Annotated in this window: 13 protein-coding genes; 9 read left to right on the top strand and 4 right to left on the bottom strand. The window is 71.7% G+C overall.

The window, feature by feature from the left end; genetic code table 11:
- Positions 1 to 53: 53 nt before the first annotated feature.
- Positions 54 to 1,286 carry a PLP-dependent aminotransferase family protein gene (locus tag C8K30_RS00265; protein ID WP_108490915.1) on the bottom strand — a complete coding sequence of 411 codons (1,233 nt, stop codon included), beginning with the start codon at positions 1,284 to 1,286 and terminating at the stop codon, positions 54 to 56.
- Between the two features lie 244 nt (positions 1,287 to 1,530).
- Here C8K30_RS00265 and C8K30_RS00260 point away from each other — a divergent pair, with 244 nt between their 5' ends.
- The 5 genes from C8K30_RS00260 (at position 1,531) to C8K30_RS00240 (ending at position 8,612) form a co-directional block, all read left to right on the top strand.
- Complete coding sequence (locus tag C8K30_RS00260) at positions 1,531 to 2,952, top strand: FAD-binding oxidoreductase (RefSeq protein WP_108490914.1); 1,422 nt, start codon at positions 1,531 to 1,533, stop codon at positions 2,950 to 2,952.
- Positions 2,953 to 3,077: 125 nt separating this feature from the next.
- Positions 3,078 to 4,745, top strand: coding sequence for an ABC transporter substrate-binding protein (locus C8K30_RS00255; RefSeq protein ID WP_108490913.1), 1,668 nt, complete (start codon positions 3,078 to 3,080; stop codon positions 4,743 to 4,745).
- Between the two features lie 18 nt (positions 4,746 to 4,763).
- The gene (locus C8K30_RS00250) at positions 4,764 to 5,783 is read left to right on the top strand and encodes an ABC transporter permease (RefSeq protein ID WP_108490912.1); all 1,020 of its coding nucleotides are present in this window, start codon (positions 4,764 to 4,766) and stop codon (positions 5,781 to 5,783) included.
- Positions 5,780 to 6,628, top strand: a complete 849-nt coding sequence (locus C8K30_RS00245) for an ABC transporter permease (RefSeq protein ID WP_108490911.1) — start codon at positions 5,780 to 5,782, stop codon at positions 6,626 to 6,628. Before C8K30_RS00250 ends, C8K30_RS00245 begins: the two co-directional genes overlap by 4 nt.
- 145 nt (positions 6,629 to 6,773) lie before the next feature.
- The gene (locus C8K30_RS00240) at positions 6,774 to 8,612 is read left to right on the top strand and encodes an ABC transporter ATP-binding protein (protein WP_108490910.1); all 1,839 of its coding nucleotides are present in this window, start codon (positions 6,774 to 6,776) and stop codon (positions 8,610 to 8,612) included.
- A gap of 85 nt (positions 8,613 to 8,697) precedes the next feature.
- Here the strand turns inward: C8K30_RS00240 and C8K30_RS00235 are convergent, their stop codons facing one another.
- The 3 genes from C8K30_RS00235 to C8K30_RS00225 all read right to left on the bottom strand — a co-directional run bounded on the left by C8K30_RS00235 (position 8,698) and on the right by C8K30_RS00225 (position 12,028).
- Positions 8,698 to 9,651 (bottom strand): glycosyl hydrolase family 18 protein, encoded by a 954-nt coding sequence (locus C8K30_RS00235; protein ID WP_158280887.1) that lies wholly within the window; start codon positions 9,649 to 9,651, stop codon positions 8,698 to 8,700.
- A 427-nt stretch (positions 9,652 to 10,078) separates the two neighbouring features.
- Positions 10,079 to 11,527 carry a catalase gene (locus tag C8K30_RS00230; protein WP_108490908.1) on the bottom strand — a complete coding sequence of 483 codons (1,449 nt, stop codon included), beginning with the start codon at positions 11,525 to 11,527 and terminating at the stop codon, positions 10,079 to 10,081.
- Between the two features lie 75 nt (positions 11,528 to 11,602).
- Positions 11,603 to 12,028 (bottom strand): Fur family transcriptional regulator, encoded by a 426-nt coding sequence (locus tag C8K30_RS00225; RefSeq protein ID WP_108490907.1) that lies wholly within the window; start codon positions 12,026 to 12,028, stop codon positions 11,603 to 11,605.
- Between the two features lie 293 nt (positions 12,029 to 12,321).
- Here C8K30_RS00225 and infC point away from each other — a divergent pair, with 293 nt between their 5' ends.
- From infC to C8K30_RS00205, 4 genes are all read left to right on the top strand, one after another.
- The gene (infC, locus tag C8K30_RS00220) at positions 12,322 to 13,365 is read left to right on the top strand and encodes a translation initiation factor IF-3 (RefSeq protein ID WP_108490906.1); all 1,044 of its coding nucleotides are present in this window, start codon (positions 12,322 to 12,324) and stop codon (positions 13,363 to 13,365) included.
- Between the two features lie 104 nt (positions 13,366 to 13,469).
- The gene (rpmI, locus tag C8K30_RS00215) at positions 13,470 to 13,664 is read left to right on the top strand and encodes a 50S ribosomal protein L35 (protein WP_108490905.1); all 195 of its coding nucleotides are present in this window, start codon (positions 13,470 to 13,472) and stop codon (positions 13,662 to 13,664) included.
- 68 nt (positions 13,665 to 13,732) lie between these two features.
- Positions 13,733 to 14,116 carry a 50S ribosomal protein L20 gene (gene rplT, locus C8K30_RS00210; RefSeq protein WP_108490904.1) on the top strand — a complete coding sequence of 128 codons (384 nt, stop codon included), beginning with the start codon at positions 13,733 to 13,735 and terminating at the stop codon, positions 14,114 to 14,116.
- A gap of 53 nt (positions 14,117 to 14,169) precedes the next feature.
- On the top strand, positions 14,170 to 15,015 hold the full coding sequence (locus C8K30_RS00205; RefSeq protein ID WP_108490903.1) for an RNA methyltransferase: 846 nt from the start codon (positions 14,170 to 14,172) through the stop codon (positions 15,013 to 15,015).
- Positions 15,016 to 15,081: the final 66 nt, after the last annotated feature.

The raw sequence follows: 15,081 nt of genomic DNA, 5'->3' as shown, positions 1-15,081 counted from the left end.
CCAGGACCAGGCCCGGACTTCTCACTATCCGGACCCGGTCTCGCCCGACGGCCTCACCCGAGGGCCTTGGCCAGGCGGTCGACGGCGGTGCGCAGCTCCTCGTCGGTCCGGTCGCCGTACGCGAGCCGCAGGCGGCGCTCGGAGTCCGTGCCGGGTCCCGTGATGAAGAACTCGCCCTGCTGGTAGTCGATTCCCTCGGCGGCGGCGCGCGCGTGCAGCTCGCGGGTGTCCACGCCGTCGTCGGTCAGCCGCGGCCAGAGGAAGAACCCGCCCTCGGGCGCGGTGACCTCGAACCGCCCGGGGAGCCGGGTCTCCAGCTCGGCGACGAGCACCTCCGCGCGATGCCGGTACAGCTCGCGCGCCTGGGCGAGCGTGGTGTCGAACCAGCCGGGGCGGCTGACCAGCAGGTGCTCGACGAGCGTCTGGACAAACGTCGAGGAGTGCGAGTCCTGCCGGTTGCGCAGCCGCAGGACGGCGTCGACCAGGTGCTCCGGGAGCACCAGCCAGCCCAGGCGCAGGCCCGGACCGAGCGTCTTGGTGAACGTGTTGACGTGCACCACGTGCCCGGAGTCGAAGAACACGCGCCGCCCCTGGTCCTCGCCCGCGAACCGCAGCTCGCGGTACGGGTCGTCGGCGATGACGACAAAGCCGTACCGCTCCGCCAGCCCCACGAGCGCGGCGCGCTTGGCCGCCGACAGCGTGCCCTGCGACGGGTTGTGGAAGTCCGGCACCGTGTAGACGGCGGCGATGCGCTCGCCGTCGGCCAGCCGCTTCGCCAGGTGCTCGACGTCGAGCCCGTCCGCCTCGACCGGCACGGGTAGCGTGCCGGCGCCGACGAGCTCCAGGGTGCGCAGGAACAGGGGATAGACCGGGTTGTCGACGGCGACGACGGCGCCGTGCTCGACGAGGGCCTGCACGGTCAGGGACAGGCCGTGCATGCCGCCGTTGGTGATCAGGATCCGGCGCGGGTCGACGCCCTCGCGCTCGGCGATCCAGCCGCGCAGCCCCTCGAAGCCGTGCGAGCCCGAGTACTGCAGGGACGCCGCGGCGCCGCCGGCGTCCCAGACCTCGCCGAGCGCCTCGCGCAGCTCGTCGAGAGGCAGCGCGGACGGGTCGGGGATGCCGCCGAGCAGGCGGATCGCGTCCCGGCGCGGCGACAGCAGGCTCTGGTCGCCGAAGCCCTTCGGGACCGTCAGGCCCCGGGCGAGGGCGGACGGGACGAGGGAGATCGGTGTCGTCGGCGACGGTGCGGCAGAGTCCGGGACTGTCGGGTCGGTGAGCGTCATGTCGTCTCCTCAGGGGTCGGGCGGTCGGGCGCGGGCGTCGGGCATGGGCAGGTGTGGCGCGCAGCCAGGGCGGGTAGCCGCGGCGTGCGGCTACGGCGGGCAGGTATAGGGCACGTCGCCCCGGACGCCACCGCCGGGCCGGAACTTCTCAGTCCCTGGACAGCGCGCCGCCGCCGGCCGCCCAGGATCCGAGACGTCGCGGCGGACCGTTGACTCGCGGGCGGGCGCCTCGTAGAACCGCCTCATGTCGACCCCCTCCGTGACGAAACCGGCCCCGCCGCCCACGACCCTCGCCGCCGCGCTGCTGGCGCACCTCGACCCGGCCGACGTGCTGACGGCCCCCGACGACGTCGAGCCCTACCGCTCGGACAGCACCGGCGTGCGCGCCGCCCGGCCGCCGGCCGTCGTTGTCGTCCCGCGCACCGTCGAGCAGGTCCAGGCGGTCGCGCGGGTCGCGAGCGCGCACGGCGTGCCGCTTGTCGCGCGCGGCGCCGGCACGGGCCTGTCCGGCGGGGCGACGGCGCCGGCCGGCGGCATCGTCCTGTCGACCCTGGGCCTCGCCGGCCTCCGGATCGACCCGGACGACCAGGTCGCCGTCGTCGGCCCGGGCGCGATCACCGACCACGTCGACGTCGCGGCGCGCGAGCACGGCCTGATGTACGCCCCGGACCCGGCGTCGTCGCAGACGTCGACGATCGGCGGCAACATCGCGACCAACGCGGGCGGTCTGCGCTGCGTCAAGTACGGCGTGACGCGCGAGTCCGTGCTGGCGCTGGACGTGGTGCTGGCGGACGGCACGCTGCTGCGCACCGGGCACCGCAGCGTCAAGGGCGTCACGGGCTACGACCTGGTGAGCCTGATAGTGGGCAGCGAGGGGACGCTCGGGATCGTCGTCGGCGCGACGCTGCGGCTCCTGCCCGCACCGACGGTGGTCCGCACGCTCGTCGTGTCGGTCCCGAGCCTGCCCGACGCCGGCCGCGCGGTCGGCGTCGTGACCGGGTCGGGCGTGCGCCCCTCCACCGTCGAGCTCCTCAACGCCGCGACGCTGGAGAACATCGACGCGCACAGCGGCACCGACCTGGTGGAGCGGCACGGCGGCGGCCTGGTGCTCGTCCGCACGGACGGGCCGGGGGCCGACGCCGAGATCGCGGCCCTGGCCGACGCGCTCGCGGCCGCCGGCCTGACGGCGCAGGTGCTCGACGACGCCGAGGGCGAGCGCTACCACGAGCTGCGCCGCACGGGACGCGGCCGGCGCGACGACCTGTGGTCCGTGGGCGAGGACGTGGCGGTGCCGCGCTCGGCCCTGGTGCCCGTGCTGGAGGCGATCGAGGAGATCGGCCGCCGGTTCGACGTCGGGGTGACCGCCGTCGCGCACGCCGGCGACGGCAACCTGCACCCGGGACTGAGCGTGCCGCGCCTGCCGGGGGAGACGGCGCCGCCGGCCCGCCTCCACGAGGCGGCCGACGCCCTGGTCCGCGCCGCGCTGGCGCACGGCGGCACGCTCAGCGGGGAGCACGGCGTCGGCTCGGCCAAGCGCCCCTGGCTCGAGGACGAGCTCGGGCCCGAGCAGGTCGCCCTGCAGCGCGCGATCAAGGCGGTCCTCGACCCGGCGGGCATCCTCGCGCCGGGCGGCTTCCTGGCCGACGACGGCAGTGCCGTGAACTGACCGGGCGGGCTGTCTCAGAAATGTGTCTCAAAATGTGAGAAGTCCGGCGTGAGGCATGGACGTGCGGCGTGCGCTCGCTACCGTCCGCGCCAGTTGCCAGACCACAGCACCTCAAGGAGACACCGATGACCACAACGCATGCCGGCCGCTGGGCCGGGCGTACGCGCAGGGCGATCCAGGCCGCCGTCGGCGCCCTCGCCACCGTCACGCTCGCGGCGGCCTGCGCGGCCGGCGGCCCGGCGTCGTCGGGCGGGGGCACGGGCGAACCGCACGACGGCGGGGACATCACCTTCCTCATCGACTCGCTCGGCGACACCTGGATCCCCAACAACAGCTCGATCTCGAGCTTCCAGGGCCACATCTGGGGCCACGTCGCCGACAAGCTCGTCTACGTCGACGAGGTGGGCGAGGTCAGCCCCTGGATCGCCGAGAGCTGGGAGCAGGACGACGACGCGACCGAGTTCACGCTCCACCTCAAGAACGGTGTGACGTTCTCGGACGGCAGCCCCCTCGACGCGGACGCGGTGGTCAAGAACCTCGACACCTGGGCGTTCGGCGCCCCGGACGCCGGGATCAGCCCCATCGGCCTGTTCCCCAAGACGTACGACCACGCCGAGGCCGTGGACGACACCACGGTCAAGGTCCACTTCGACGCCCCGACCCTCGGGTTCGTGCCGACCCTCGGCTACCACGGCTCGATCCTCATCTCGCCCAAGGCCCTCGCCCTGCCGGCCGAGGAGCAGGCCGACCTGTCCAACGACATCGGCTCCGGCCCGTTCGTCGTCGAGTCGTGGAAGGAGGGCGACAGCGTCGTCCTCAAGAAGCGCGCGGACTACGACTGGGGGCCCGAGGCGGTCGGCCACACCGGCCCGGCCTACCTCGACACGATCACCTACAAGCTCGTCGCCGAGTCCTCGACCCGCACGGGCGCTGTCCGGTCCGGCCAGGCCGACGTCGCCTACAACGCCACGCCGCAGGAGCTCGACTCGTTCAAGGACCAGGGCTTCGTCGTCGCCGTCCCGCGCTACCTCGGCTTCGTCAACGGGTACCGGCTCAACACCCGGGTGGCACCGTTCGACGACGCGTTGGTGCGGCAGGCGTTCCAGCACGGCATCGACCGCGACGAGATCCTGTCGACCGTCTACACCGACGACTGGTCCCCGGCCGAGTCGCTCATCCAGAGCAACGTCCCCGAGGCGACCGACCACTCCGACTCGTTCGCCTACGACCCCGAGCTCGCTGCCTCCCTGCTCGACGATGCGGGCTGGACCGAGGGCGCCGACGGCGTCCGCACCAAGGACGGCAAGAAGCTCGAGCTCACGCTCTACCCCAACCCGTACCTGGCCACGTCCAAGGCGATCGACGAGCTCGTGGCCCAGCAGCTGGGCGAGCTCGGCTTCGACGTCGACATCCAGGCGTACGACGTCGTCACGTTCGGCGAGCGGGTCTCCGACAACACGTCGCTGTCCAACTACGAGGTCACGCGCAGCTTCATCGACGTCGGCACCGTGGCGAGCATCCTCACCGACGCCGAGAACGGCGAGGACTGGTTCGGCCTGGGCGAGAGCGACCCGAGGACCAACAAGCTGCGCGACGCCGTCGCGCAGGCCACCGACCTGGACGAGCGCGCGAAGTCCGTCGACGAGCTGCAGGAGCACCTCCTGGACCAGGCCTACTTCGCGCCGGTCACCCAGATCGTGCAGCGCATCTACGTACAGAACCCCGAGCTCCACGACGTCACGTACAACGGCGTCGCCTACGCCAGCTACTACACGGCCTGGCTCGAGGACTGACGGCGGGGTGCGGCAGCCATGAACGCGAGCTATCTGCGGTACGCGGGCCGGCGCCTGGTCCAGGCGGTGGTGGTGGTGCTCCTGGCGTACGTGTTCACCTTCGTGGTGATCAGCGTGCTGCCGGGCGACCCGGTGACCAACACGCTCCGCAACCCGGAGAACGGGTTCACCGAGGAGGAGATCGCGCGGATCGTCTCCTACTACGGCCTGGACCAGCCCATAGCGGTCCAGCTCTGGCAGTCGCTGTCCCACTTCCTCGTCGGCGACCTCGGCGTCTCCCTGCGCTCGAACCTGCCGGTGACCCGGCTGGTCGCCGAGGTGGTGCCCTCCACGCTGGCGCTCGCGGCGTCCGCCCTGGCGGTCGCGCTGGTCCTGGCCTTCGCGATCGCCTACGGCACCCAGAACCTGCCGCGGAGGTACGGGCAGGGCGTGCTGCGGGCGTTCCCGTCGCTGTTCCTGTCGGTGCCGGCGTTCGTGGTCGGCCTGCTGCTCATCCAGGTCTTCGCGTTCCAGCTCGGGCTCTTCAGCGTGATCGAGCCGGACAGCGCGTGGGCGACGTTCTTCGCCGCCGTCGCGCTCGGCATCCCGGTCTCCGCCCAGGTGGCCGAGGTGCTCATCACGGGGCTCGACCACGAGTCGCGGCAGGAGTACGCGGCGGTGGCCCGCTCGCGCGGGCTCGGTCAGGCCCGGCTGTTCGCGAAGCACCTGCTCAAGCCGTCGTCCCTGCCGGTGGTGACCGTCGTCGCGCTGACCGTGGGCGAGCTGCTGGGCGGCGCGCTGATCATCGAGACGATCTTCGGCCGCACCGGCATCGGCAGCCTGGTGCAGCGGTCGGTCTCCACGCAGGACCTGCCGGTGCTCCAGGCGGTCGTCTCGCTCGCCGCCGTCGTGTTCGTCGTCGTCAACCTGCTCGCGGACCTCGTCTACCCGCTGCTCGACCCGCGGGTCCGGACGGAGCCGGCCTCCGCCTCGGGGAAGGCCGGGCTCGGGGAAGCCCCGGAGCAGCCCATCCTGGAGAGGCAGGTGAGCGTGCCATGACCGCCACCACCACCGTCGTCGGCTCGCGGGGTGTTGCAACGGTCCGCGGCTGGTCCGCCGTCGTGCCACCCACCGTCCTGGTCTCGTTCGCCGTGCTGCTGGTCGTGCTGCTGTGGTCGCTCCTGCCCGGGGTCCTCGCGAGCCAGGACCCGGTCAACGGCGTGCCGGCCGACAAGCTCCTCGGGCCGAGCGCCGACCACTGGTTCGGCACCGACCACCTGGGCCGCGACCTGTTCTCCCGGGTCGTGCACGGCACCGCCTCGTCGGTCGCCAGCGCGCTGGTGGCCGTGACGATCGGCGTCGTCGTCGGGGGCGCGATCGGCCTGGTCGCCGGGTCCGCCGGCGGCTGGGCGGACATCGTGCTGGCCCGCATCGTCGACGTGCTCCTGGCCATCCCGAGCTTCCTGCTCGCGGTGGTCATCGTCAGCTGGCTGGGCTTCGAGACGGTCAACGCGGCGATCGCGACGGGGGTCTCCGCCGTGGCCGTGTTCGCCCGGGTGATGCGCGCGGAGGTGATCAAGACGCGCCGCGCCGTGTTCGTCGAGGCGTCGGTCCTGCAGGGCGGCTCACGCACGCACGTCCTGCTGCGGCACGTGCTGCCCAACGCCTCGCGCTCGCTGCTCGCGCTGGCCGTGCTGCAGTTCGGCCTGTCGATCCTCGTGATCGCCGGCCTGGCGTTCCTCGGCTACGGCGACCCGCCGCCGGCGTCGGACTGGGGCCTGCTCGTCTCGTCGGGCAAGGACTACCCGACGGCGCCGTGGCTCGTCTACGCCCCCGCCCTGGTCGTCGTCGCGACCGTCCTGTCCGTGAACCGGATCAGCCGCTGGCTGCGCCGGACCGACTGATCTCGCCCTGTCCTTCGTGACCGGCCACGCCGTCCCCGTCCGCCACCCTGTCCCGACCAGCCACCTGTCCGGCGAGCCACCTGTCCCTACCCACCAGTCCCGACCCGCCCGCCGCCCTGTCCCATCACCGAGGGGGAGCACCGCCATGACCGTCACCGCCACCGCGCCCGCAGCGGGCGTCGTTGCACCCGCTTCGTCCGCCCTGCTGTGCGTCGAGGGCCTGTCGGTCGCCTACGGCCGCACCGAGGTCGTCTCCGACGTGTCCTTCTCCCTGGAGCGGGGCGAGAGCCTCGCGCTCATCGGTGAGTCCGGCTCCGGCAAGTCCACCATCGCCCGCTCGGTCCTGCGCCTGCTGCCCGACGGCGGCGCGGCTCGCGGGCGGGTCGAGTTCGAGGGGCGCGACGTCCTCGCGCTCCCCGAGCGGCAGTTCCGCCCGCTGCGCGGCCGGGCCCTCGGGTTCGTGCCGCAGGACCCGGGCAGCTCGCTCAACGCGGTGCGCACCATCGGCGCCCAGGCGCAGGAGGCTGCGGCGCTGACCGGCGAGCGCGACGCCGGGGTGCGGCAACAGCTGATCCTCGACACCTTCGCGCAGGTAGGCCTCGACGACCCGCGGCGGGCGTACGACTCCTATCCCCACCAGCTCTCGGGCGGGATGCTGCAGCGCGTCCTCATCGGGCTCGCGGTGCTGCCGCGACCGGCGCTGCTGGTCGCGGACGAGCCGACGTCGGCCCTCGACGTGACCATCCAGAAGCGGATCCTCGACCTGCTCTCCGAGCTGCGGGCGGACCTCGGCATCGGCCTCCTGCTCATCACGCACGACCTGGCGATCGCCGCCGAGCGGGCCGACTCGCTCGTCGTCCTGCGGGACGGCGCGGTCCAGGAGGCGGGGCCCACGGCGACCGTGTTCGCCGCGCCCAGCTCCGCCTACGCGCGCGAGCTGCAGGCCGACGTGCCTGCGCTCAACCCGGACCGCTACCGGGCCCTGCGGGAGGGCCGGTCTCCGTCGGCCCCGGCCGTCGCTCGGTCCGTCGACCTGGCCGTCGCCGGGGGCGCCGGCCTGGCCGTCGCTCGGGACGTCGACTCGGTCGCCGTTCGGGACCTCGACCCGGTCGCGGTTCGGTCCGTCGACCCGGCCGATCCGGCGGCGACCGCGCCGGTGTCCCCGCCGGTCGCCGCTTCCGAGGACGCCCCGGACGCCACGCCGAAGATCGAGCTGCGCGGCGTCACCAAGTCGTTCACCGTCGAGGGCCGCCGCCTCACCGCGCTCGACGGCGTGTCCTTCGCGATCGAGCGCGGCACGACGCACGCGCTGGTGGGGGAGTCGGGCTCGGGCAAGACGACGGCGGTACGCCTCCTGCTTGGCCTCGACCAGGCCGACGACGGCGAGATCCTCGTCGCCGGTGAGCCGGTCCACGGCCGGTCCGCCGCCGGACTCCGCGCCGTACGCCGCCACCTGCAGCTCGTCTACCAGAACCCGTTCACGTCGCTCGACCCGACGTGGCGGGTCGAGCAGCTCGTGCGCGAGCCGCTCGACCGGTTCAGGATCGGCGGCCGCGCCGTGCGCGCCGGCCGGGTACGCGAGGCTCTCGCGGCCGTCGGCCTGGCCGAGCACCTCCTGTCGCGGCGCCCCGCCGCGCTGTCCGGCGGGCAGCGGCAGCGCGTGGCGATCGCTCGCGCGCTGGTGCTGCGCCCCGACGTGCTGGTGCTCGACGAGCCGACGTCCGCCCTCGACGTGACCGTGCAGGCCGACATCGTGGAGGTGCTGGTGCGCCTGCAGGCCGAGCTGGGCCTGACCTACGTCTTCGTCTCGCACGACCTGGCCCTGGTGCGCCAGCTCGCGGACACGGTGTCGGTGCTGCACCGCGGCCGGGTCGTGGAGGCGGGCCCCGTCGAGCGGATCTTCGCCGACCCGGAGCGGGACTACACGCGCCGCCTGCTGGAGTCGATCCCGCGCCCGGGGGTCCCGGACGCCGTCGCCTCCTGACGGGAGACGCCCGTCCGGCCGCCCCGCGGTGGGCAGCCGGACGGGCGCGTGGTCCGGCCCGTCGTCCGGCTCGCCGCCGGTCCCGTCAGGAGCCGACGACGTCGGCCACGTGGGCGAACCAGCTTGCCCGGCCGCCGCCGTCGTACCCGACGGAGTTGAAGTACTCCCAGCCGAAGACGCCGCCGAAGTCCGGGTGTGCCGCCACCAGCGAGCCGACCGTGGCGTCGAAGGTGGGCCAGTCCACGTATCCGCTGCAGTTGGCGGGGTTGGTCACGGTGCCCGCCACGACGCGGTCGGGGGTGAAGCCGTTGGCGAGGATCTGGTCGTACACAGTGGTGGACCTCAGGTCGCCCCAGCCGCAGTAGAACTGGGTGTTGTACCAGTCGATCCGGTCGCCCGCCTGGCGTTCGAGCTCGGCGTACGAGAAGCCGCCGGAGAAGCTCGTCCGGCCCGCCATGTCGGTGGCGACTGGGGTCAGGGTGATGATGAAGTCGGGGCCGAAGTCGGCGCGCAGCGTGTCGACCAGGTGGATCGTGTCCGCCAGGGAGAACGTCTCCTCGATGTCGAGGTCCACGCCGTCCAGGCCGTAGGTGCGCAGGAAGTCACGCAGGACCGGGTAGTACCGGTCGAAGTCCTCGCGCAGGTACCGGTAGGTACCCGGGGCGGCGCCGCCGACGAACGCGCTGACCGTCACGCCCTGGTCCTGCATCGTCGCCAGGTCGTCCCACATGACTCCGAGCTCGGCATGGTTGGCGGGGATGTCGTTGACCGTGAGCGAGGCGTCGGAGTTCAGGTGGATCGCGCCAACGTTGACGTCCGTGACCGAACCGAGCAGCGGCTTGGGGTCGACGTAGCGGCGTATGCCGTCGGAGCCGGTCTCGTAGATCGTCTGGTAGAAGGCCAGGACCCGGTGGGAAGCCGCGGTCGGCGCCGGCTTCGGGTCGTGCTTCGGTGCCGAGGCCGCCGGCCCGGCCGCTGCCGTCAGTGCCAGCAGCCCGGCCGCGAGAGCGGCGCCAAGTCGGATGAGCGAGCGAGACATCGTTGACTCCCTTGTTCTCGATGCGGTGATCGTGGGGCGTCGTCCAGCGCTAAAGCGCTTTAGGACACCTTCGGGACCGTAGCGGCAGCAAACGCCGTCGGGCAAGAAGGCTGCCCAGATCCTGCGGATATCCCTGATGCCAACTCGGCGCCGGGATGCGGACGACGGACCGGCCGAACGTAGGGGTGGTAGGTGCATGAGCCCCGATAAGGCGACGAAGTCTACGTTCGGCGATGGAGCGACTATCCCGGAGCAGCGCGAAGGCCGGGCTCCCGTCCTACGGCGGGGGTCCCGGCCTCACTTCCGATCCTCCCAGCGGGAGGTGGCTGTCTTCAGTTTGCGTGGCGTGCTGACTTCGCGCCAGTCGTCCACGCACCTCGCGCCGCTGTCGGGCAGCCCAGGCTGCCCGACAGCGGACGGTGGATCATCAGGCCGCGACGGCCGCGCGGAGCTTGGCGCCCAGCTCCTCATCGACGTTCGTCCAGTACTGGAAGAACCGCTCACGGATCTCGTCGATCGTGATGGACTGCCCCTGGCCGGTCAGGGTCTCCAGCAGACGGGCCTTGGCGCCGTCGTCGTAGACCTCGCGGTAGAGCGTGCCGGGCTGGACGAAGTCGGAGTCCTCGCTGTGCAGCGTGGCGGCGGTGCGCACCAGCTCACCGTCCGACTCCCAGGTGCCGTCCTGGCCGCGGGCCGGGTCGGCGACGGGGCCACCGAACGAGTTCGGCGCGTAGTTGGGCGTGCCCACCTCGTTGAAGTGGTGCCGCTGCGAGCCGTCCTGCGAGTAGTTGTGCACCGGCGCGGCGTGCGGCTGGTTCACCGGGACCGACTGGTAGTTGGTGCCCACGCGGTAGCGCTGCGCGTCCGGGTAGGAGAACACGCGGGCCATCAGCATCTTGTCGGGCGAGATGTCGGTGCCCGGGACCTGGTTGGCCGGGGACAGCGCGATCTGCTCGATCTCCGCGAAGTGGTTCTTCGGGTTCCGGTTCAGCGTGAAGTGGCCGAAGTGGATCAGCGGGTAGTCCGCGTGCGGCCAGACCTTGGTCAGGTCGAACGGGTTGAAGCGGTAGGTCTTCGCGTCGTCGTACGGCATGACCTGGACCTTGATGTCCCACGTCGGGCTGTCGCCGCGCTCGATGGCCTCGTACAGGTCGCGGCGGTAGTAGTCCGCGTCCGCGCCGGCGATCTTCGCGGCCTCGTCGTTGTCGAGGAACTTGACGCCCTGGCGGGAGATGAAGTGGTACTTGACCCAGAACTTCTCGCCCGCGGCGTTGGTCCACAGGTAGGTGTGCGAGCCGTAGCCGTTCAGCTCGCGCCACGAGGCCGGCAGGCCACGGTCGCCCATGAGGTAGGTGACCTGGTGGGCCGACTCGGGCGACAGGGTCCAGAAGTCCCACTGCATGTCGGCGTCGCGCAGACCCGACCACGGCAGGCGCTTCTGCGAGTGGATGAAGTCCGGGAACTTGATCGCGTCGCGGATGAAGAACACCGGCGTGTTGTTGCCGACGATGTCGAGGTTGCCCTCGGACGTGTAGAAGCGCAGGGCGAAGCCGCGCACGTCGCGCCAGGTGTCGGGGGAGCCCATCTCGCCGGCGACGGAGGAGAAGCGCAGCGCCACCTCACCCTTGGCGCCCGGCTGGAAGGCCGCCGCACGCGTGTACTGCGACACGTCACCGGTGATCTCCCACTCACCGAAGGCGCCGCCGCCCTTGGCGTGCACGATCCGCTCCGGGATGCGCTCGCGGTTGAACTGGGCGAGCTTCTCGACCAGGTAGCGGTCGTGGAGGACCGTGGCGCCGTCGGCGCCGACGGTCAGCGAGTGCGCGTCGCTGACGACCGGCGTGCCGGTCTGCGTGGTGGTGTAGGGAGTAGTCATCTCAGACGTGCCTTCCTTTGCTGCTGCTTGCGGGGGTTCATTGCGGGGTTCCAGCGGGCTGGAAAGTCTTCTCGGTCAGGTACTTGGGGCGGCGCCCGAGGCGCGGCAGGCGGGACACAGGCCCCAGTAGGTGACCTCGGCGGTCTCGACCACGAAACCGTGGTCGTCGCTCGGGGTGAGGCACGGCGCGTGGCCGACCGTGCAGTCCACGTCGCCGATGGTGCCGCAGACGCGGCAGACGATGTGGTGGTGGTTGTCGCCGGTGCGGCGCTCGTACCGAGCGGGGTGGCCGGCGGGCTCGATGCGGCGCAGGAGGCCGGCGTCGGTCAGCGCGTGCAGGACGTCGTAGACCGCCTGCACGGACACGGTGCCGAGCTCCGCCCGGACCGAGCTCAGGACGTCGTCGGCCGTGGCGTGCTGGTTCTCGCCCACCGCGTGCAATGCCGCCACGCGGGCGGACGTCACGCGCAGGCCGACGCCGCGGAGGAGGTCCTCCGGCATGGCGGCAGCGGGAGCGGGTGAAGTCACGAACAGGAGCCTAGACCCTAAACTGGAATCGTTCCAGTTGTGGTGCGACGTCACATCGCCTGAACTGGGGATGACGGCGCCACCGTGCTAATCTGTTCCGCGACCGACCCGGCACCGTGGTAGACGCTACGAGGCTGGGTGCACCAAGTGGATTCCATCCCACCCGAGTCGCGACTGTGCGTCGTCCTGTTGATCGCAGGAGAAGCGCCGACAGTGTCCGGGTCCCGGTCGGACGGCACGTTGTTTCGTGTCGTCCCTTCCGTGCGATGGCTTCCACCTGTGTTCAGGGCGGGAGCCATTTCCCGTTCCTGGTGGTCAATCAACGACTTCTTAGGAGCATCACCATCACCGAGCCTCGCATCAACGACCGGATCCGTGTTCCCGAGGTCCGACTCATCGGTCCTGGCGGGGAGCAGGTCGGCGTGGTTGCCACGGCGGTCGCCCTGAAGCTCGCCCAGGACGCTGACCTCGACCTCGTCGAGGTTGCGCCGGACGCCCGCCCGCCCGTCGCCAAGCTCATGGACTTCGGCAAGTTCAAGTACGAGTCCGACATGAAGGCGCGAGAAGCGCGGCGCAACCAGGCGAACACGGTTCTCAAGGAGATCCGCTTCCGCCTGAAGATCGATCCGCACGACTACGGCACCAAGAAGGGCCACGTCGTTCGCTTCCTCTCGGCCGGCGACAAGGTCAAGGTCATGATCATGTTCCGTGGCCGCGAGCAGTCGCGTCCGGAGATGGGTCGTCGTCTGCTGGAGCGCCTGGCGGAGGACGTCGCCGAGCTCGGCTTCGTCGAGTCCATGCCGAAGCAGGACGGCCGCAACATGACCATGGTCCTCGGGCCGGTCAAGAAGAAGGCCGACGCGAAGGTCGAGCAGCGCAAGCGCGCCACCGAGATCAACGCTGGCCGGATGACCAAGTCGGAGGCCAAGGCACAGGCCCGTGCGGCAGACGAGACCGAGGGCTCGGAGCCGGTCGAGGACCTGGTCGACGAGACTGTCGAGACCTCGGTCGAGGAGCCCGTCGTGGCGCCCGAGCCCGTCGCGGAGACGGAGCCCGAGCCGGTCGCCGAGGTCGAGCCCGAGCCGGTTGTCGAGCCCGAGCCTGTCGCGAAGGCCGAGCCGGAGCCCGAGCCCGTCGTCGAGACGCCTGCTCCGGCAGCGCCGAAGCCGGCCACCAAGCCTGCGGTCAAGGCTGCCTCCAAGCCGGCAGCGAAGCCCGCCGCCAAGGCAGCTCCCAAGCCCGTTCCGGCCCCCAAGCCGGTGCCGAAGCCCGTGGCCCCCAAGCCGCGTGCACCACGCAAGGCCGGCTGAGGCCACGGTCCCAAAGACCACTACGACACCGGGCCGGCCCACCGGCCCAGGTACAACGTCGCCGCTCCAGCAGCGGTCGACCGACATGAGGAGAGACGGCAGTCATGCCGAAGAACAAGACGCACTCGGGCTCGAAGAAGCGGTTCAGGGTCACCGGTAGCGGCAAGATCATGCGTGAGCAGACCAACGCCCGCCACTACCTCGAGCACAAGTCCAGCCGTCGCACGCGTCGTCTGGCCATGGACCAGGTCGTTGCGCCGGCCGACGTCAAGAAGGTCAAGAAGCTGCTCGGTAAGTGATCTTTGTGGTGTGCGCCTGACGGGCGTCACCAAGAACCCTTTTAGCCCCGAAGTACAAGGAGTCTCACGTGGCACGCGTGAAGCGGGCAGTAAATGCCCAGAAGAAGCGCCGTACAACCCTCGAGCGCGCCGCCGGTTACCGCGGCCAGCGCTCGCGTCTCTACCGCAAGGCGAAGGAGCAGGTTACTCACTCGCTCGTCTACGCCTACCGCGACCGGAAGGCGCGCAAGGGTGACTTCCGCAAGCTGTGGATCCAGCGCATCAACGCTGCGTCCCGCGCGCAGGGTCTGACCTACAACCGCCTCATCCAGGGCCTCAAGGCCGCTGGTGTCGAGGTCGACCGCCGCATGCTCGCCGAGCTCGCGGTCAACGACGTCGCGGCGTTCAACGCCCTCGTCCAGGTCGCCAAGGACGCGCTGCCGGCGGATGTCAACGCCCCGGCCGCTGCCTGAGGTTGAGCAGTTCACCGGACGCCCGGACAGGTTCCTCTTCGGAGGCCCCGCCCGTGCCTGACGTGACGCTCGCGAACCCGCGAGCCGACCGCGTCAAGCACGTGCGGGCACTGGCCGGGCGTTCGGCGCGCTCCCGGCACGGGCTGTACCTGGTGGAAGGGCCCCAGGGAGTGCGGGAGGCGGTGCGGCACGCGCCGTCGTCGGTCCGTGACGTGTACCTGACGCCCTCGGCCGCGTCGCGCTACTCCGAGATCGTCGACGACGCACGCGCGGCCGGCCTGTACCTGCACATCGGCGCCCCCGAGGTGCTCGACGCGATGAGCGCCGACGCGCAGGGCGTGCTCGCCGTCGTGCGCTCTGCCGCGCCCTCGCTGCGCGAGGCGCTGGATGCACGGGATCCCGAGCGGGCCGGCCGGCCGCTGCTGGTCGCCGTGCTCGCCACCGTTCGCGACCCCGGAAACGCCGGCACGGTGATTCGCGCCGCCGACGCCGCGGGCGCCGACCTGGTGGTCCTCGCGGGAGAGAGCGTCGACGTGCACAACCCCAAGGTGGTGCGCTCGACCGCAGGGTCGCTGTTCCACCTGCCCGTCGTCACCGGCCTCCCGCTGGCCGCCGCGCTGGCGGAGCTGCGCGCGGCGGGGTGCCACGTCCTCGCGGCCGACGGCACGGGGCCGCTCGACCTGGACGACCTACTCGACGACGCCGGGAGCGGTGCCGCCCCGGACCTCGCCGGGCCGACCGCCTGGGTGTTCGGCAACGAGGCCTGGGGCCTGCCCGAGGAGGACCGCGCCCTGGCCGACGCCGTCGTGCGCGTGCCGATCCGGGGCAAGGCCGAGTCGCTCAACCTGGCGACGGCGGCGACGGTCTGCCTGTACGCGAGCAGCAGGGCGCAGCGCTAGCCTCCGGACGTCTCCGCCGGCGACCCGCCTTCGCCGCGACTCCCCTCGAACGCGCTGCTCCCGGGC

It is taken from the genome of Promicromonospora sp. AC04 (assembly GCF_003058225.1).
Lineage (GTDB): Bacteria > Actinomycetota > Actinomycetes > Actinomycetales > Cellulomonadaceae > Promicromonospora.
This window is presented reverse-complemented; position numbering and strand designations above follow the sequence as displayed.